The organism is Sphingomonas tagetis (genome assembly GCF_024211275.1).
Classification (GTDB): Bacteria; Pseudomonadota; Alphaproteobacteria; order Sphingomonadales; family Sphingomonadaceae; genus Sphingomonas; species Sphingomonas tagetis.
The window spans coordinates 15,480-33,358 of record NZ_JAMLDX010000028.1 but is presented as its reverse complement, the minus strand read 5'-3'; the positions used below and the strand labels follow the sequence as shown (position 1 = coordinate 33,358).

Genomic DNA, 17,879 nt, shown 5'->3' with positions numbered 1-17,879 from the left:
TGAAGGACTCCAAGACCATCATCGCCATCAACAAGGACGAGGACGCCCCCATCTTCCAGGTCGCCGACATCGGACTGGTCGGCGACCTCTTCAAGATCGTGCCCGAACTCACCGAGAAACTGTGAATCCAGCCGGATCGCGGCCGGTGGCTGCTTGGGGGTTCGCACCGGCTCGCCTGTCATGACCTGCAAGCGGTGCGCGCAGCCGGCGGCACCTTCTTCGACGATCGACGTCACCTCACGGAACAGGCCTCACCGATGCTGGACTTGAGTTTGGACCCCACCCAAAAACGCATGACCGACGAGCTCAAGGCGGCTGCGATCGAGCTTCGGCCCTTCGCCCGCGAGGCCGAGGATATGGGTGCCATTCCCGCGGCCGTGCGTACCGATCTGGCGAAGTTCGGACTTCCCGGTGCCGACGGCTTCGTGTCGGGTGCGAACGACCCGGTGTCCTTTTGTCTCGCAGCGGAATCGCTGGCCTGGAGCGATGCGGGCATCGCCTATGCCTGGCTGGCATCGCGGCAGGTGGCGTGGGTCATTGCAGCTTGCGGCACCGAGGCGCAAAAGGCCAAATGGCTGCCGCGCTTTACCGAGGATCCGTTCCTGCCGGCCAGCCTCTATATGTACGAGGGACGCGGCATCGCGCCATCGGAGGTACAGACCGAAGTCCGCGCCGAAGGCAACCACCTCGTCGTCAACGGCTACAAGTCGCCGGTGATGTATCCGAGCGATGCCGCCGTGGCGGTGATCGTCGGCCGGGACGCGGACGGCCACCTCACCGCGGTCATTGCCGAGGAGCCGGGTGACGCGGTGACCTTCAGTGCCGAGGCGTCGGGACGACGGCTGGGAATGACGGCGTGTCCGTCTGCGCTCGAGGCGCATATCCGCCAACTCGCAGTGCCCGCCGATGCTGCGCTGAAGCCGGATGGCCTGCTCGACGCGCTGACCACGTGCCGGATGGCGCATGCGGCGATCTGTATCGGCGCCGCGGCTGCCGCGACGCGCTATGCGGGCGACTACGCGCAGACCCGCACCGCTTTCGGGAAGCCGATCATCGCCTATCAGGCCATCTCGTTCACGCTCACGGACCTTTATATGGAGGCCGAGGCGCTGCGCCTGAGCATGCTCGACGTGGTCACCGCTGACATCGACCCGGAAGCGCGCGAGCGCCAGGCCAGCGCCGTGATTGCCTCGGCCAATCAGCTCATCGCGGACAGCGGGCGTGAAGGCGTGCAGATCATGGGTGCGGCCGGCATCGTCACCGATCATCCGCAGGAACGGGTATACCGCAACGCCGCGATCCTCGCGTCGATCGACTTCGACCCGCTCAATTCGCCCTTGGCCGTGGCGTAGGAATCGCTTCAGGTGCGGATCGGACGGCCAGGGCAGGGAAGCGCCTGATGTGGAAGCAGCGCGGGGTTTCGAATGCTTGCTCGATCGGCGAGTTGCGGCTGCTCGCCAAGCGCAAGCTTCCGCCGGGCATTTTCGATTTCTTCGACGGTGCCGCGGAGGACGAGGTCAGCCTCGAAGAGAATATCCAGGCGTTCCGGCGTCTGAGGCTTTTGCCCAGGCCGCTCGTCGACGTGTCGTCGGTCGATCTGTCGACGACCATCCTCGGCGCGCGGTCGGAATTGCCGATCGCCATCGCGCCGACGGGCGGGCCGGGCTTCGGTCGTCACGGCAGCGATGGCGCCATCGCGCGGGCCGCGGCAGAGGCCGGAATCCCCTATACATTGTCCACGTCGGCGACGGCATCGATCGAGCGGATCGCGCGGGAGGCGCCCGGGCGGCTGTGGTTCCAGGCCTATATCCTGCGCAACCGCGAATTCCTGAACGGCCTGCTCGCACGAGCGCTGGCGGCGGATTACGAAGCGCTGATGATCACCGTCGATCTGCCGGTCGGCGGAAAGCGGGAGCGTGACGCGCGTAACCGCATGTCCTTCCCGTTCCGCTTCTCCGCCCGGCATCTGCGCGACTTTGCCTTTCACCCGCGCTGGCTGCTGGCGATGGCGCGGCATGGCATGCCCGTGATCGAGAATCTGATCGGGCTGGAAACTCAGGCGACGAGCGCCAGCCGGATCGCTTCGTCAGTCGGCCGCAGCTATGATCCGAGCTTCGATTGGGACCGGCTCAAGGAAATGCGCGACAACTGGCCGCGCCGGATGATCGTCAAGGGCATCCTGCATCCCGACGATGCCGATTGCCTTGCCGCGATGGGAATCGATGCGATCGTGGTCTCGAATCACGGCGGTCGCCAGCTCGATGGATCGGTCGCGCCGATCGACGCGTTGCCGGGGGTCGTGGCGAGCGTGGCGGGTCGGGCCGAGGTGTGGATGGACAGCGGCGTCCGCCGCGGCAGCGACGTCGTGAAGGCGTGTGCGCTCGGCGCCAGCGCGGTGCTGATCGGACGCGCGACCCTGTTCGGCGCCTTTGCCGGGCTGGAGGAAGGTGCATCGCGCGCGATCACCATCTTTGCCGACGAGCTGGAGCGGACGATGCAATTGTGCGGCGTCCGCACCGTCGGCGAGATTGGCAGCGGGCTGATCTTCCGGGACAGCCGCTAGCGCCTGGCGTCCTCGATAAACAAATCGGCGGCGCGCCACGCCATCGCCATGACCGGCGCATTGGTGTTGCCCGACAGAGGTTCGGGCAGGATCGACAGGTCCATCACGCGCAGCCCGTCCAGCCCGCGCACGCGCAGCCGCTCGTCGAGCACCGCGCCCATCGCGACGGTGCCGCAATTATGATAGCCGGACGCGCCGCGCTGGGCGAACAGTTGCAGGATCTCCTCTTCCGTCTGAGCCCAGCTGGTCTCCTCGGTCTCGCCCGCGACCAGCCCAGCGATCGGCGGGGATGCCATCAGCCGCCGCAGATAGCGAGTGAGGGCGACAGAAACATCGCGGTCGTGCTGCGTGGCGAGGTAATTGGGCGCGATCCGCAGCGGTTGCGCGGGATCGGCGGCCTCGATCGACACGCTGCCCTTGCTCTCCGGCCGCAACTGGTAGGAGAATACGTTCATCCCCGGATAGTCGCCGAACTTCTTGGTCGCCCAGTCGCGCGTCCAAGGCACGAACATCAGCTGCCCGTCGGGCCGCTGCGCGCCAGCGTCGGAACGGACGAACGCGCCCGCGCTATAGGACGAGTTGCTGAGCGGTCCGCGCCGCAGCAGCAGATATTCGGCCACCGATCTGACCAGCCCGAGGCCGGAAAAACACCGGTTCTGGCTGTGTGCCCAGTCCTTCAGCCGATAGTTCAGCATCAGCAGGAAATGTTCGCGCAGATTCTGGCCGACGTCCGGCGCATCGAGCACCACGGGCACGCCGCACGCCGCGAGATGTTCGGCGGGGCCGATGCCGGAGAGCTGCAGGATCCGCGGCGTGGCGAGCGTTCCGGCGCTGAGGATGACCTCGCCGCGCGCCCGGTATTCCACCGGCTGGCCGCCGCGGATGCCGGCGACGCCGACCGCGCGTCGGCCCTCGATCAGCAGCCGGTCGATGCGGACGCCGGTGACGACCTTCAGATTGGGACGATGACGGGCCGGCTTGAGGAAGCCGCGCGCGGCGCTGCACCGCTGTCCGCGCGCGTCGATGTTCATCGACAGATAGCCGATGCCTTCCTGATCCGGCACATTGAGGTCGGTCTTGCGCGCCAAGCCCATCGCCGCCCCGGCCTCGATGAACGCATCGCCGAGCGGCGAGGGCGGATGCACCGTGACCTTGATCGGCCCGCCGGTCCCGCGCGTCGCGCTTTCGCCAAGCGCATGATCCTCGAGCTTCTTGAAATAGGGTGCCATGTCGGCCCATGCCCAGCCGGCGTTACCGAGCGCCGCAATATGGTCATAGTCCTCGGGCTGGCCGCGCACCCACACCATGCCGTTGACCGAGCCCGAGCCGCCGAGCAGCTTGCCGCGAACCCATATTTCCTGACCCGCTGCGGTGTGGCGGATGGTGGGGTGGTAGGCGGTATATTTGGGCGACTGCAGCGTCTTGCCGTTGCCCTTCGGCATCCGCACCAGCAGACTGTCGTCTTCCGGCCCTTCCTCCAGCAGCAGGACCTTGCTGCCGGGGTTCTCCGAAAGCCGGTTGGCCAGCACGCAGCCCGCCGAGCCCGCGCCGACGATGATGTAGTCGAAATCCGTCAAAGCTGACCTTGCGCGCTAGAAGATGGCGATGGGATTGATCGGCGACCCGGTGCCGCCCTCGATCAGCAGCGGGGCGATCACGATCTGGAACGACCAGCGATCGAGCTCCGCACAGAGTTTCGCGGCGCGTTCGAGGTCGAGATTGTCGAGCAGCTGCATGCCCATTCCCACCAGGCACAGCTCGTGGATCGGGTTGGGCCAGGCGGACAGCCGGTTGGGCGGCATCGCATCGTTGGGGCCGTCGCCGCCGAGCACGGCCACCTCACGCTCGTGCAGCCATCCGGCGACATGGGGGTGGAGCCCCGCGATGCGGCCGTCGCCATTCCCCGGACGCACGTCGCGCCCGATGCGAACGGTCAGGATGTCGCCCTTCGCCACCGTGACGCCGAGCTTGCGTTCCGCGGCTTCGAGTTCGTCCGGCGTCACCAGATGATCGGGTTCGATATGGTCCACGCCCAGTGCGCGGGGCATGTCGAGCAGCACGCCGCGGCCAACGATGCCGTCGCGCGCCGCCATGACGCTGTTGCTGACCGCGCCCCGGCTTTTGACGTCGCTCGCCGGGCGGCCATTGTACATCAGGCCGTCGCGGAAGATGTGGCACAGCGCGTCGAGATGCGTGCAGACAAGGCCGTGAAAGGCGATGCCGATATAATCGAACGAAGCCTCCATGCCGGGCAGATGCGGCGCGTGACGGTCCTCGCCGGTCACCATCATGAAATGCTGCGCGGGGCGCGGATTCTCGGCGCCGGGCTGGGTGGGGAAGGGGCGCGAGAGGCTGACCGTCCGCCCTTCGCGCACCAGCGCGGCGGCGCGTGCGATTTCGGCAGGGCCGATATGGTTGAGCGTGCCGCGCTGATCGTCACTGCCCCAGCGGCCCCAGTTGCGGACCTTCTCGAACAGCGCCTGCAATTCGCTTTCGCTGGCCGAAAGCTCGCCGATCGCCTCCAGCCGGCTGATCCCGGTGACGCTGCAGCAGTCGCAATGCCACGAATTAAGCGCGTTCACCTGCATCCTCCTCCGTAACTGCCGGACGGCTGCCGTAACCCATAGCACGCCCGCGGGCGATCCACTGCCGCAGGAGTGCAAGCGTCCGGGGTTTAGACATTCCGGCAGGCCCGATCCCCCAGCAGCAGCGCCGCGTCGCGACGGTTCATGCCGCCGGGTCGCTGCGCCGGAGTGGGGGGAGGCGAGGGCTGACCGGTCCTTTCTGCAAACGGCGGCAGCCGATGGCCCTGCGAAACGCGTCCGGGCCGGGGATGTCGCCTGACTGTCCTGCCAGGAGCGCGCCATGTTGCAACTGAATGATCCGGCGCTCCTCAAGAACCTCTGCCCGATCGGTGGCGAATGGCAGGCGGCCGCATCGGGCCTGACCTTTCCCGTGCTCAATCCATCGAGCGGCGCGGAAGTGGGCACGGTGCCCAACCTTACCCGCGAGGAGGTCGGCGCGGCCGTGCAGGCGGCGGCGGACGCCTTTCCTGTGTGGCGCGCCCTCACCGCGAAGGAGCGTTCGCTCCGCCTGCGGCGCTGGTTCGACCTGATGATCGAAGCACAGGACGATCTTGCGCTGATCATGACCGCCGAGCAGGGCAAGCCGCTCGCTGAATCGCGCGGCGAGATCATCTATGCCGCTTCGTTCGTCGAATGGTTCGCCGAAGAAGCGAAGCGTGCCTAGCGACACCATTCCCTCGCCGCAGCCCGATGGGCGCATTCTGGTGCTCAAGGAGCCGATCGGGGTCGTCGCGGCGATCACGCCGTGGAATTTTCCGGCCGGGATGATCACGCGCAAGGCCGCGCCTGCGCTTGCCGCGGGCTGCACGATGGTCATCAAGCCCGCGGGAGAGACGCCGTTGACCGCGCTGGCGCTGGCGGTGCTGGCGGAACGCGCGGGCATTCCCGCTGGCGTGATCAACGTGGTCACCGGCCGCGACTCCCGCGGGATCGGGCTCGAGCTCACCACCAACCCGCTGGTGCGCAAGGTCAGCTTCACGGGATCGACCGAGATCGGCAAGCAGCTGATGGCGCAGGCCGCGTCGACGGTGAAGAAGGTCGGGCTGGAACTGGGCGGCAACGCGCCCTTCATCGTGTTCGATGATGCCGATGTCGAGGCGGCGGTGACGGGCGCGATGCAATCGAAATACCGCAATGGCGGCCAGACCTGCGTGTGCACCAACCGCTTTCTGGTGCAATCGGGCATCTATGACCATTTTGCCCGCCGCCTCGGCGAGGAGATCGCGGCGTTGCGGGTCGGCGACGGCATGGCGCCGGACGTCCAGATCGGCCCGCTGATCAACGCGCGCGCGGCGCAGGACGTGAAGGCGCTGGTCGCCGAGGCCGTCGATCAGGGCGCCCGCGTCATCGTCGGCGGCGAGGAGGACCCGCGCGGCGGCGCCTTCGTACAGCCAACGCTGATCGGCGGCGCGACGATGGCGATGCGGCTCGGACGCGAGGAGATTTTCGGGCCGGTCGCCGCGCTGTTCCGCTTCGACGATGAGGCGGAGGCGATCCGCATCGCCAACGATACCGAATTCGGCCTCGCCGCCTATTTCTACACCAACGACCTCAGCCGCACGTGGCGGGTCGCCGAGGCGCTCGAATATGGCATTGTCGGCGTCAATCGCGGCCTCATCTCGACCGAGGTGGCGCCGTTTGGCGGGGTCAAGCAGAGCGGCATCGGCCGCGAGGGGTCGCGCTATGGCCTCGATGATTTCATGGAGATGAAGTACGTCGCGATCGGGATCGCTACGGCCTGACGATCCTTTCGCGCGGGCGGCTAGAGCAATGTGCCCAAATGCGGGCGAAAGCGGCTGACCACCACCGATTCGAACAGGCCGGCCCGGGCAAACGGATCGCCTTCCACGAACGCCCGCGCCGCCGCGATATCGTCGGCCTCGACGAGGAACAGCGAGCCGGCGATCTGGTCTTCCTCACTCAGCAACGGGCCGACGAGCAGGATTTCGGTCGCGCTTTCGATATAGGTGATGTGCTCGGAGCGCGCGGCGGCGCGGATCTGTTCGGAATCGGGCTTGTCGGTGCAGAGTGCGACGAAGTTAGGCACAGGATTCGACCTCCGATAGCTGCGGCTTGCCGCCGGGCAGGACGGCCTCCAGTGACGTGCGGACCAGCGCGATCATCGGGCCGGGCGCGCGCAACGCCGCGGCCAGCTGCTCCAGATCGTCGACATCGTCGACCAGCACCATCTGCGCGCCGAACGAGGATGCCCATTTGGCGAGGTCGGGGTTGACCAGATCGGTGCCCGAGACGCGTCCGGGGTGATCGCGCTCCTGATGGATGCGGATCGACCCATAGGCGTTGTTCTCGGAGATGATGATCTTGACCGGCAAGCCGCGCGCCATGCCCACCGCCATCTCGTTGCCGGTCATCAGTACGCCGCCGTCGCCGACCAACCCGATAACCGTGCGCCCGGGATGGCGCAGCGCGGCGGCGACCGCGGCCGGCACGCCGAAGCCCATTGCGCCCGAAATCGGCGCGATCAGCCGCTGGCCCAGCCGCCAGCGGACCTTGCGATAGAAGGGCGCGGCGAAGGTGCCTGCATCGAGTGTGACGATCGCGTCCGCTGGCGCGACCTGCTCGACGAGCTGCGCGACGCGCACGAAATCCACGCCGTCGGAGAACGACCGCGGGTTCGCCTGGCTGTCGGTTTGCTGGATCTCGCGAAGCCGGCGTGCCCAGGCGGTGCGTTCCGGCGTGGCCGGCTGGCCTTCGCTGCCGATCGCCTCGACCAGCGGCACGGCGGCGGCGGTCGTCGCCACGGTGGCCGGGAAGTGCCAGCCAAGAAAGCGCGGGTCCGCGCAGCTGTGCACCAGCGTCTGTGTCGGCGCAGGCCAGGAATAGCCCTGGGTGGTGATGTCGGTCAGCCGCGTGCCCAGCGCGAGAATCAGATCCGCGTCGTGAAAGGCGTCGCGCTGCTGGTCGGGATTTCGCAGGCCGAGATCACCGGCGTAGAGATCGTGATCGTTCGGAAAGATATCCTGCCGCCTGAACGACACCGCCACGGGAAGCGCCCAGGCCTCGGCGAAACGCAGCAGGGCTTCGCGCCCGTCGGGCACATCGAATTCCCGCCCGGCGAGCAGGATCGGGCGTTCGGCCGAGCGGATCAGTTCGGCGATTCGCGCCGCTTCGCCGGCGGCCAGCCCCGCGACGGCGTTGCTGTGAACCGGCGGGATCGGCGCGTCGCACACCGCCGCCAGCACGTCCTCGGGCGCGCTCAGGATGACGGGGCCGGGCACGCCGCTGGTCGCCATCGTCCAGGCGCGCGCGGCGAATTCGGGCGCTTCGTCGGGATGCTTGATCTCGCCCACCCATTTGGCGATCCCGCCGAACATCGACTTGTAGTCGATCTCCTGAAAGGCGTTGCGGCGCAGATCGCGGCCTTCGACCTGACCGATGATCAGGATCATCGGCACCGCATCCTGTTCGGCGGTGTGAACCGCGATCGAGGCATTGCACGCGCCGGGGCCGCGCGACACCAACGCGATGCCCGGTCGCCCGGTCAGGCGCGCGTCGGCCACCGCCATGAACCCGGCGCCGCCCTCGTGTCGGCAGGTAACCAGATCGAAGCCGGATTCGCCGTGGATCGCGTCCAGCAGCGCGATGTAGGATTCGCCCGGCACGCAGAAGGCGCGGTCGGCGCCGCGCTGCATGAGGGTCTCGAGCAGCGCCTCGGCGGCGGTGCGGTGGGGCGGGGGCGTGGCGGTCATCTTCATAGCCTTGATCTTATCCGATCATCGCTGCGAAAGGCGGATTACCCGCTATAGCCAATGGCTATCATTCGACATCCGTCCGGGCGTCGAGAATGAGATCGGCGGCGATCCAGGCCAGCGCCATGGTCGGGGCGTTGTTGTTGCCCGACGGCATCGCCGGAAAGACCGAGGCATCGACCACGCGCAGCCTCGACGTGCCGCGCACGCTCAGCCGGTCGTCGACGACGTCGTCGGCATCCGGGCCGATCGCGCAGGTGCCCGTGGTGTGGAAGCCGCGGCCGCCGGTGTTGATCGCATAGTCCAGCACGGCCGCATCGTCGTGCAGCGCCGCACCTGGCACCGTCTCGGCCTCGACGAGCTGGGCAAAGGGTTCGGTGGCGAGGATCTCGCGGGTCTTGTGAAAGATCTTGATGGTCAGCGCGCGGTCGTGCTCGGTCGTCGGGATGGCGGGGACGAGGCGCGGTTGGTCATCGGCGCCAGGACCGGTGACATGGATCGATCCGGTGCTGGTGGGATAGAGCGGATAGGTGCCGAACATCGCTCCCGGGAAGCGGTCCATCACCGGGCGGCCCGTGCTGGGATCGACCGCGGAGGAGGACAGCGGCGTAAAGAAGCCCTGCGTATCCGGATGGGGCGATGCCGGATCGGACTTGAAGACCGTCACCAGATTGTGCCCGCCGAACGACATCACGCCAGTCCGCGTGAACAGATATTTGAACCCGCTCCACGCCTGCCGCCATGGGCTGTTGAGCTGCGGATTATAGCCGCCGCTGCCCTTGAGCCTGAGCTGGAACAGGGTGCTGCCGCAATGGTCATGCAGATTCTCACCGACCCTGGGACTGTGCACGCGCATCGGGATGCCAGCTGCGGCGAGGATTGCCGGATCGCCGATCCCGCTGCGTTCCAGCAGCAGCGGGCTTTCGAGTGCACCGGCGCAGATCAGGACTTCGCGGCGCGCGGTGAAGGCCATCTTCTCGTCGCCGCGCGTCGCCTCGACTCCCGTTGCGGCCGTGCCATCGAACAGGATGCGACTCACCTCGGTCCGGTCGAGCAGCGTGCAGTTGCGCCGCCGGCGCGCCTTGCCGAGAAAAGCTCGCGACGCGCTGACGCGCAATCCGCGCCGGATGTTCGAGCAGGTATAGCCGACTCGTTCCTCGCCCGACGCATTCATGTCGTCGAGAAAGCCGATGTCGTGCCGCGCCAGCGCCGCGATGAACGCCTCGCTGACCGGTTCGCGCGGCCCGGCGATGCTGACCGGCACCGCGCCGCCTTCGCCACGCAGCTCATTCCCGCCCAGCTCATGGTCTTCGAGCGCCTTGAACGCATGGAGGAAGCGTTCCCAGTTCCAGCCCGTGTTGCCCGCTCGTTCCCACGCGTCATATTGCGGCGCCCAGCCGCGATTCCACATCATCCCGTTGATCGTCGTAGAGCCGCCGACGACGCGGCCGCGAATCCAGCGGTCGGTCCTGCCGTCGCCATAGCGCTCGGTCTCGTAACTCTTGACGTAGCTCGGGCTGTTCATCGTGAAGTAGAAGCCCTTGGGAAGCAGATGGATCGGGTTGCGATCCGGCCCGCCGGCTTCCAGCACCAGCACGCGGACGGCAGGATCGCGGCTCAATCGCTCGGCCAGCACCGAACCCGCGGCGCCGCTGCCGACGATGATATAATCGTAGGTCATCAATAGGAATTGGGGCAGGCCGAGCACGCGCTCGGCGATATAGCAAAGGATGAGCTGGGGGCTGATCGGTGCGATGCGGGCGATCATGATCTCACGCAGATAGCGTTCGACATGATATTCCTTGGCGTAGCCGAAGCCGCCATGCGTCATCACGGCCTGCTGGCAAGCGTTGAAGCCCGCTTCGCCTGCGAGATATTTCGAGGCGTTCGCGCTGGCGCCGCACGGCCGGCCCTGGTCATATTCCCAGGCGGCCCGCCGGATCATCAGCCATGCCGCCTCCAGTTCCATCCAGTTGACCGCAAGCGGGTGCTGGATCGACTGGTTCTGGCCGATCGGCCGGTCGAAAACGGTGCGCTGCCTGGCATAGTCGGCCGCGCGGCGCAGCGCCGCATGGCCGAGGCCGACGCCTTCCGATGCGATGAGGATTCGTTCGGGATTGAGGCCCTCGAGGATATAGTCGAAGCCGCGGCCCTCTTCGCCGATCCGGTCTTGCGCGGGTATTTCGAGGCCCTCGATGAACAGTTCGTTCGAATCGACGCAGGCGCGGCCCATCTTGTCGATCTCGCGCACGTCGATCTTGCTGCGGTCGAGGTCGGTGTAGAACAGGCTCAACCCGTCGGTGGGACGTTTCACGTCCGCGAGCGGGGTCGTGCGCGCCAACAGCATGATCTTGTTCGCCACCTGCGCAGTGGAAATCCATACCTTCTGACCATCGACAACATAGCGGTCGCCCATCCTGACCGCCCGCGTTTTGATCTGCGTCGTGTTGAGGCCGGCATTGGGCTCGGTGACGCCGAAGCATGCCTTGTCCCGGCCGCCGATCATGGCCGGGAGTGCGCGGCGCTTCTGATCGTCGGTGCCATGAACGACGAGCGGGTTGAGACCGAAGATGTTGATGTGAAGGCACGAGGCACCCGACATGCCCGCGCCGGATTCGGCGATCGTCCGCATCATGATCGCGGCCTCGGTTATGCCGAGGCCGACGCCGCCATGGTCTTCAGGAACGCAGATGCCCAGCCAGCCGGCGTCGGCGAAGGCCTGATAAAAGGCTTGCGGGAACGCGCCATCGCGGTCCCGCGCGAGCCAATAGTCGTCGCCAAAGCCGTTGCAGATCGTACTGGCTGCGTCCTGAACCGCGGTTTGGGTGTCGCTCAACTGGAAGTCCATCGGCACCCCTCCCGTCGCTGACCGCGCCTCGTCGTCCGAACCGTTCAGGCCCCCAGCTTGGCGGGAGCGTCGCCGGCGCTCGGCGCCAGCGATGCATCACATTTGGCGGCCCAGTGATGGGCGATCGTTTCCGCTTCGGCAATGATGTCGGCAATGACCTGCGCGGCCGGCTTGATCTCCTTCAGCAGGCCGGCAACCTGGCCGACCGCGGTATAGCCGCTTTCCAGATCGCCGAGCATCTGGCCGCGATAGGCGCGATTGAAAGCTTCGGGCTTGTCCTTGTCGGCGCGTTGCCCGCCACCCATCAGCGCGCGCAGTTCATCGAGCTCATTCCGCTTGTCCAGTTCGTGGACCTTCTTCGTGAATTCCGTCTTCAGCACGCGCGACAGCACACCCGTGCTTCGGTGCATGATGAGGCTGGCGACGTCACCCGAGGCCACGATCGCGTTCTTGGTGTTCTGATGCGCGTTGCATTCGACCGTCGGCAGGAAGGCGGTCCCCATCTGCACACCCTCGGCGCCGAGCGCCATGGCGGCCATGAACGACCGGCCGGTGCCGATCCCGCCTGCGGCGATGACGGGAATATCGACGGCGTTGGCGACCAGCGGGGTGAGCACCATCGTGGTCAGTTCGTCCGCGCCCTCGAGGCCGCCGGCCTCATAACCCTCGCACACCACCATGTCGGCGCCTGCTTCCTGGGCCGACACGGCCTGCCTGACATTGGCGACGATGCAGATCGTCTTGATGCCCGCATCCTTGAGATAGGGCAGCACCTTCCTTGGGTTTCCGCCGGAAGTCGTGACCACGTCGACCTTCTCTTCGATCAGCATCGCCAGATGGCTTTGTGTATATTCGTCGATCAGCATCACCGTCAGATTGGCGCCGATCGGCTTGTCCGTCAGTTCCCGCGCCAACCTGATGTGGCGGCGCACGGTGTCGACTCGCACGCTCTTGTCCGACCAGCCGGGGTTCTGGGCGACCACGCCCAGTCCGCCGCCGTTGGACACGGCCGCGGCCAGCTCGCCATTGCCGTTCATCGTCATGCCGCCCAGCAGGATGGGGTATTTGATACCCAGCAAATCGGTCACCCGCGTCCGAAACATGCAATCCTCCGTGACCCGCCTTGCGGAAGGGGCGTAGCCCTGTCCCCAATCCTGTCTCAACATATCATCCTCTCATCAAATATCACATACCGTCCACCCGGACTGTAAATACGCGATCATCCGAAGTCAAGGCCGTCCCACGCAAGACCGTTGAGGTCGGGCAGTCCGCAGGTCGCGCGATGCTCAATGCCGTCGTCGGGAAGACGTGGATGCGGCGAAAGCTGCCGCGAACTCATCCGGCGGAGGTCGGCGCAAGTGGCGGGTTTGCAGGGCTGGGCGGTCACAGCCAGCGACGCCTGTGGCGAATATCAATTGGCAATGAAGGCTGTTAGCGAGGCCGCCGGGTTCAGCCGGCTTCGTCAGCGGCGCGCGTGGAGTAGAAATGGACGATACCTCTGCCGAAGGGCCGGCGAACGGCCCGATCGATGTCGAAGCCCTCAAGCAGAAATACCAGCAGGAGCGCGAGAAGCGCATGCTGGCGAATGGCCGCGAGCAATATCGCGTCGTCGATGCCGGACATGCGGCAGAATTTCTGGAGGATCCTCACGCACAAGGTATCCAGCGCGACCCCCGGACGCAGGACGTGGAAGTCCTCGTCATCGGCGGCGGCTTCGGAGGCATGCTCACGGCCGTGCGCCTGCAGGAAGCGGGCATCGATGATATCCTGATCGTCGACCGGGCGGGGGACTTTGGCGGCACCTGGTACTGGAATCGCTACCCCGGCGTGCAATGCGACATCGAATCCTACATCTATGTTCCGCTGCTCGAGGAAATCGGCAAAGTGCCGAGCCGGAAATACGCCGCCGGCGGCGAAATCCTCGGCTATGCGCAGGCAATCGGACGGCGCTTTGGGCTTTATGACAAGGCACTGTTCGAGACGACCGTCACCGCGATGGTCTGGAACGACGCGGATGCGCGTTGGGAATTGTCGACCAGCCGCGGCGACAAGATCCGCGCCCGCTTCGTCTGCATTTCACCGGGTCCGTTCCCCTGGCCGAAACTGCCGGGCATCGAAGGGATCGAGAGTTTCAAGGGCAAGTCGTTCCACACCAGCCGCTGGGATTATGACTATACCGGCGGCGAGCCCGGCAGCGACCTGCTGGACAAGCTCGGCGACAAGACGGTCGGGGTGATCGGCACCGGCGCGACCGGGCTGCAATGCATACCGGTGCTCGGCCGCAATGCGAAACAGCTTTATGTTTTCCAGCGGACGCCGTCGACGGTCGGCGTGCGCGACAACCAGCCGACTGATCCCGATTTCGTCGCGAGCCTGAAACCCGGCTGGCAGCGCGAACGGATGGACAATTTCAACGCCACCATCTCCGGCCGGCCGGTCGATGTCGACATGGTCAACGACTGCTGGAGCCGCGCGCTGTCGCTGCTCAACGGCCTGTCGGGCGACGATCCGGAGACCATCGAGAAGCGCCAGATCGCAGACTTCCAGACGCTGGAGGATCTGCGCGCGCGGGTCGATGCGGTGATCGACGATCCCGAGACCGCGAAGTCGCTCAAGCCCTGGTACAATCTGATGTGCAAGCGGCCGGGCTTTCACGACGAGTATCTGCCGACCTTCAACCGCCCGAACGTGACGCTGGTCGATACCGAAGGCAACGGGATAGACCGCATCACCGAGAATGGCGTCGTGGCGAACGGGCGCGAATATCCGCTCGATTGCCTGGTCTATGCGACCGGCTTCGAATTCATGAGCCAGATCGATCACCGGATGGGCTTCGACATCATCGGGCGTGACGGGCGAAAACTGTCCGAGCTGTGGCGCAGCGGCTATGCCTCGCTGTTCGGCCTGCACATGCACGGCTTTCCCAACTGCTTCATCCTCGGCAACGCGCAGCAGGCGATCACGCCTAACTTCACCTATCTCCACATGGAATTGAGCCGGCATATCGCGTTCATCGTCGCGCAGGCGAAGGCGCGCGGCATTCGCGCGATGGAGGCGACGCCGGCCGCGACGGCGGCGTGGGTGGACAAGGTGATGGCGTTCGGCCCGACGCGCCAGCGGCTGCAGAAGGATTGTACGCCGAGCTACATCAACAATGAGGGGCAGGTCACCGATCTCGACATCCGCAACGGCTTTTATCTGGGCGGCGCGACCGCGTACAACCAGATGCTGGCGGAGTGGCGCGCCGATGAGACGATGCCGGGGCTCGAGATACGTTAACGCGCGAGTGGCTGGCTCATCACCTGCCGGTGCTGCAGTTGCGCCACCTCGGCCTTCAAAAAGCTGGTCACGGCGCGCAGGGCCGGCGTGATCGGACGGTTGGCGCCGAAGGCGAGCATCAGCCGCACGCGCATCGACGGGTCGCCCAGCGGCCACATCGCCAGCTCGGCATTGTCGCCCGCCGTCAACCCGGCGCGTGGAAGGATGCTCCAGCCCGCTTCGTGTCGAACCAGCGCGCGGATGGCGGCGAGGCTCTCGACCTCCAGCAGCCGCGCAGGATCCGGCCGGGCGCCTGCCCGCTGAAGCGCGCGGCGCAACCCGTGCTCGCGGCCGGGCAAGATGATATCGAGCCGTGAGATCGCCTCGATCGGGGCGCTGCCCGCGGCGGGAAGGATGCCGGCCTCGACGGCCTGATCGGCCAGCTTGCGGGACGCGAACAGGAACAGCTCCTCGTCGGCCAATGGCTCCGCGCTGATCGCGGGCGAGCGGCGCGCGGCGTAGATGACGGCGATGTCCAGCCGCCCTTCCAGCAGCCATTGGCTGACAAAGCCGGAGAAGCCATCGACCAGTTTGACATGAAGCCGCGGGAAGCGCGCTCTCAGCGCCCCGAATAGCGGCTCCGCCAGATGGGCCGACAGGAAGGTGGGCATGCCCAGCACGACCTGCCCCTGCGGTTCGGTGTCATTGATTGCGGAAGGCAAGGCGTCGAGCGCCCAGATCAGCGGACGCGCTGCATCTACCAGCCGCTGTCCCTCCGCGGTCAGCGAAGCGCCGCGGCCGTTGCGGTAGAGCAGGGGGCTGGCGATCTCGGCCTCGAGCAATGCGATCTGCCGGGAGAGCGACGGCTGGGACAGGCCCATGGCGGTCGCCGCACGGCCGAAATTTCCGTGCTCGGCAATCGCGACCAGACCGCGCAGGCGCTTCGAGTCCATAGCCATTTGCTATAGTTCGAAATTCGATGTTTCGAAAGCTGCGCCGCGGCTAATAATTGGTTTCCAGCACGCAGTTCACCGGCACCGTAGTGACCGATGCGTTGTTGGGCAGCGACAGGATGTGGCTCACCACCCCGGCAATGTCCTCCGGCTGCGACATCTGTTCGCGGGGGAGGGTATCGACGCCGAGCGACATGTCGGTCGCGATCAGCCCGGGACAGATGTTCGTGGTTCGGATGCCGTCGTCCCACCCCGCAAAGCGCAGCGCGTGGGTCAGCGCGACCGCAGCGTGCTTGGTCATTGCATAGCCGCCGGTGTCGGCGCTCCGCACCCGCACGCCGGACAGCGAAGAGATCGTCACGATCCGGCCGTGTCCGGATTGTTTCAGATACGGCCAGCAGGCGCGCGCCAGCCGCAACGGACCCTTGGCGTTGATCTCCCACATCATGTCCAGCCCGTTCTCGTCGTCATCGTCGAGGCTGCACGCGGCGGAGAAGCCGGCATTGTTGACGATCGCATCGATCCGTCCGAACGCCGCGACGGTGTCTTCGGCCCAGCGGCGGATCGACTCACGGTCGCTCAGGTCGATCCGGCACTTCAGGATCGATGGGCCTGCGCTCAGCCAGCCGAGATCGGAAAGATCGCGGGCGCCGACACTGATGAGATAGCCGTCCGCATGGAGGCGCTCCACGATCGCGCGGCCCAAGCCTCGGTTGCCGCCGGTTACAAGTACGACGTCGGGCAGGTTGTCATCCATTGTCAGTGCGGACGGCGCCGGTCACCAGCACCGCCTTGATCACCTTGCCGTCATGCTGATCGTGCACCGCCTGGTTGATGTCTTCCAGCCGATAGGTCTTCATCAGCTTGTCGAGCGGGAAGCGGCCTTGCCGATACAGCTCGATCAGCTGCGGAATGAACGTGTCCGGGTCGCTGTCACCGGTATGGATACCGCGGATCGACAGCCCGCTGCCCATCAACTGGGTCAAGGTGAAGGGGATCGCCGCGTCCATCGATGCCGGCACGCCGATCAGGCCCAGCGTTCCTTGCGGCGCCAGTGCGTCGAGCGCGGCGAGGATGACGTCCTGCCGGGCGGTCGTGTCGAGGGCATAGTCGATGCCCAGCGGGATGATCGCGCGCAGCGCCTCGGTCAGAGGTTCGTTCAAGGGATCGATGACATGGGTCGCGCCCAGCTCGAGCGCCAGCGCGCGGCGTTCGGCCACCGGCTCGCTCACGACGATGGTGGTACAGCCTTGCACCGCCGCCGCCATCGCCGCGCTCATCCCCACCGATCCGCCGCCGAGGATGACGATCGACGAGCCGGGGCGGCACGCCAGCGAGCGCATGACCGCACCGGCGCCGGTCTGGATGCCGCACGCCACTGGCCCCATCAGTTCCACCGGCACGTCGTCGGGAATTTTCACGACATTGCCTTCATAGGCGAGCGAATATTCCGCGAATGAGGATTGCGAGTAGAAGCTGTGCAGCGGCTCTCCGTTGCAATGGAGCGTGTGCGAGCCGTCGGCACGGGTGCCGCTGAAGTTCAGAGTCCCGAAATTGCGGCAATATACGGGCTTGTGCTGCGCGCACATGACGCAGGTACCGCAGCTGTTGAACGACAGCACGACGTGATCGCCGGGCTTCACCTTGGTGACGTCTGCACCGACTGCTTCAACGATGCCCGATCCCTCATGGCCCAGAACGGCAGGCATGCCCAACGGGATGCGCCGGTCGCGGATGGCGATGTCGGTGTGACACAGCCCCACGCCATGGATCCGCACCAGAATCTCGTCCGCGCGCGGTTGATCGAGTTCCACCTGTGCAACTTCGAAATCCGCGTTGGGGGTACGGGCGATGGCGGCGGTGATCGTCATGATCTCTCCCAGTCTTTTGATTCGTTTGTCGCCGGCTTGTTCATATGACCGTCCGGCGTGATTGAACCTCCATCCGATTGGCGACCAGTCC

12 protein-coding genes and 2 pseudogenes are annotated in these 17,879 nt (G+C 66.2%); 5 read left to right on the top strand and 9 right to left on the bottom strand.

The window, feature by feature from the left end; all coding sequences use genetic code 11:
* From M9978_RS21685 to M9978_RS21675, 3 genes and pseudogenes are all read left to right on the top strand, one after another.
* Window positions 1-125, top strand: a pseudogene (locus M9978_RS21685) (electron transfer flavoprotein subunit alpha/FixB family protein); the annotation flags it as partial.
* 69 nt (window positions 126-194) lie between these two features.
* Window positions 195-1,352, top strand: a complete 1,158-nt coding sequence (locus tag M9978_RS21680) for an acyl-CoA dehydrogenase family protein (RefSeq protein ID WP_254297057.1) — start codon at window positions 195-197, stop codon at window positions 1,350-1,352.
* A 47-nt stretch (window positions 1,353-1,399) separates the two neighbouring features.
* Entirely contained in the window at window positions 1,400-2,563 is a 1,164-nt protein-coding gene (locus tag M9978_RS21675) for an alpha-hydroxy acid oxidase (protein ID WP_254297055.1), read from the top strand.
* Here the strand turns inward: M9978_RS21675 and M9978_RS21670 are convergent.
* Both M9978_RS21670 and M9978_RS21665 read right to left on the bottom strand, forming a co-directional pair.
* Window positions 2,560-4,140 (bottom strand): GMC family oxidoreductase, encoded by a 1,581-nt coding sequence (locus M9978_RS21670; RefSeq protein ID WP_254297053.1) that lies wholly within the window; start codon window positions 4,138-4,140, stop codon window positions 2,560-2,562. The two genes, M9978_RS21675 and M9978_RS21670, sit on opposite strands and share 4 nt — an antisense overlap.
* A gap of 15 nt (window positions 4,141-4,155) precedes the next feature.
* Window positions 4,156-5,145, bottom strand: a complete 990-nt coding sequence (locus M9978_RS21665; protein ID WP_254297052.1) for a cyclase family protein — start codon at window positions 5,143-5,145, stop codon at window positions 4,156-4,158.
* Window positions 5,146-5,428: 283 nt separating this feature from the next.
* Here M9978_RS21665 and M9978_RS21660 point away from each other — a divergent pair.
* Window positions 5,429-6,890, top strand: a pseudogene (locus tag M9978_RS21660) (NAD-dependent succinate-semialdehyde dehydrogenase).
* A gap of 20 nt (window positions 6,891-6,910) precedes the next feature.
* Here M9978_RS21660 and M9978_RS21655 read toward each other — a convergent pair.
* The 4 genes from M9978_RS21655 to M9978_RS21640 all read right to left on the bottom strand — a co-directional run bounded on the left by M9978_RS21655 (window position 6,911) and on the right by M9978_RS21640 (window position 12,809).
* Window positions 6,911-7,195, bottom strand: coding sequence for a YciI family protein (locus M9978_RS21655; protein WP_254297050.1), 285 nt, complete (start codon window positions 7,193-7,195; stop codon window positions 6,911-6,913).
* Entirely contained in the window at window positions 7,188-8,858 is a 1,671-nt protein-coding gene (locus M9978_RS21650; protein WP_254297048.1) for a thiamine pyrophosphate-binding protein, read from the bottom strand. Before M9978_RS21650 ends, M9978_RS21655 begins: the two co-directional genes overlap by 8 nt.
* Window positions 8,859-8,925: 67 nt before the next feature.
* A complete protein-coding gene (locus tag M9978_RS21645; protein ID WP_254297046.1) occupies window positions 8,926-11,706 on the bottom strand; it encodes a GMC family oxidoreductase N-terminal domain-containing protein in 2,781 nt (926 codons plus the stop codon).
* 44 nt (window positions 11,707-11,750) lie between these two features.
* Window positions 11,751-12,809 carry an NAD(P)H-dependent flavin oxidoreductase gene (locus M9978_RS21640; RefSeq protein ID WP_254297045.1) on the bottom strand — a complete coding sequence of 353 codons (1,059 nt, stop codon included), beginning with the start codon at window positions 12,807-12,809 and terminating at the stop codon, window positions 11,751-11,753.
* Between the two features lie 382 nt (window positions 12,810-13,191).
* Between M9978_RS21640 and M9978_RS21635 the strand changes: the two genes are divergently transcribed.
* Window positions 13,192-14,985 carry a flavin-containing monooxygenase gene (locus M9978_RS21635; protein WP_254297043.1) on the top strand — a complete coding sequence of 598 codons (1,794 nt, stop codon included), beginning with the start codon at window positions 13,192-13,194 and terminating at the stop codon, window positions 14,983-14,985.
* Here M9978_RS21635 and M9978_RS21630 read toward each other — a convergent pair.
* From M9978_RS21630 to M9978_RS21620, 3 genes are read right to left on the bottom strand one after another with little or no spacing between them, the layout of a single operon-like run.
* Window positions 14,982-15,917 carry a LysR substrate-binding domain-containing protein gene (locus tag M9978_RS21630; protein WP_254297041.1) on the bottom strand — a complete coding sequence of 312 codons (936 nt, stop codon included), beginning with the start codon at window positions 15,915-15,917 and terminating at the stop codon, window positions 14,982-14,984. The two genes, M9978_RS21635 and M9978_RS21630, sit on opposite strands and share 4 nt — an antisense overlap.
* A gap of 49 nt (window positions 15,918-15,966) precedes the next feature.
* Window positions 15,967-16,674, bottom strand: a complete 708-nt coding sequence (locus M9978_RS21625) for an SDR family oxidoreductase (RefSeq protein WP_254297039.1) — start codon at window positions 16,672-16,674, stop codon at window positions 15,967-15,969.
* Window positions 16,667-17,788, bottom strand: coding sequence for an NAD(P)-dependent alcohol dehydrogenase (locus M9978_RS21620; protein ID WP_254297037.1), 1,122 nt, complete (start codon window positions 17,786-17,788; stop codon window positions 16,667-16,669). Before M9978_RS21620 ends, M9978_RS21625 begins: the two co-directional genes overlap by 8 nt.
* Window positions 17,789-17,879 lie beyond the last annotated feature (91 nt).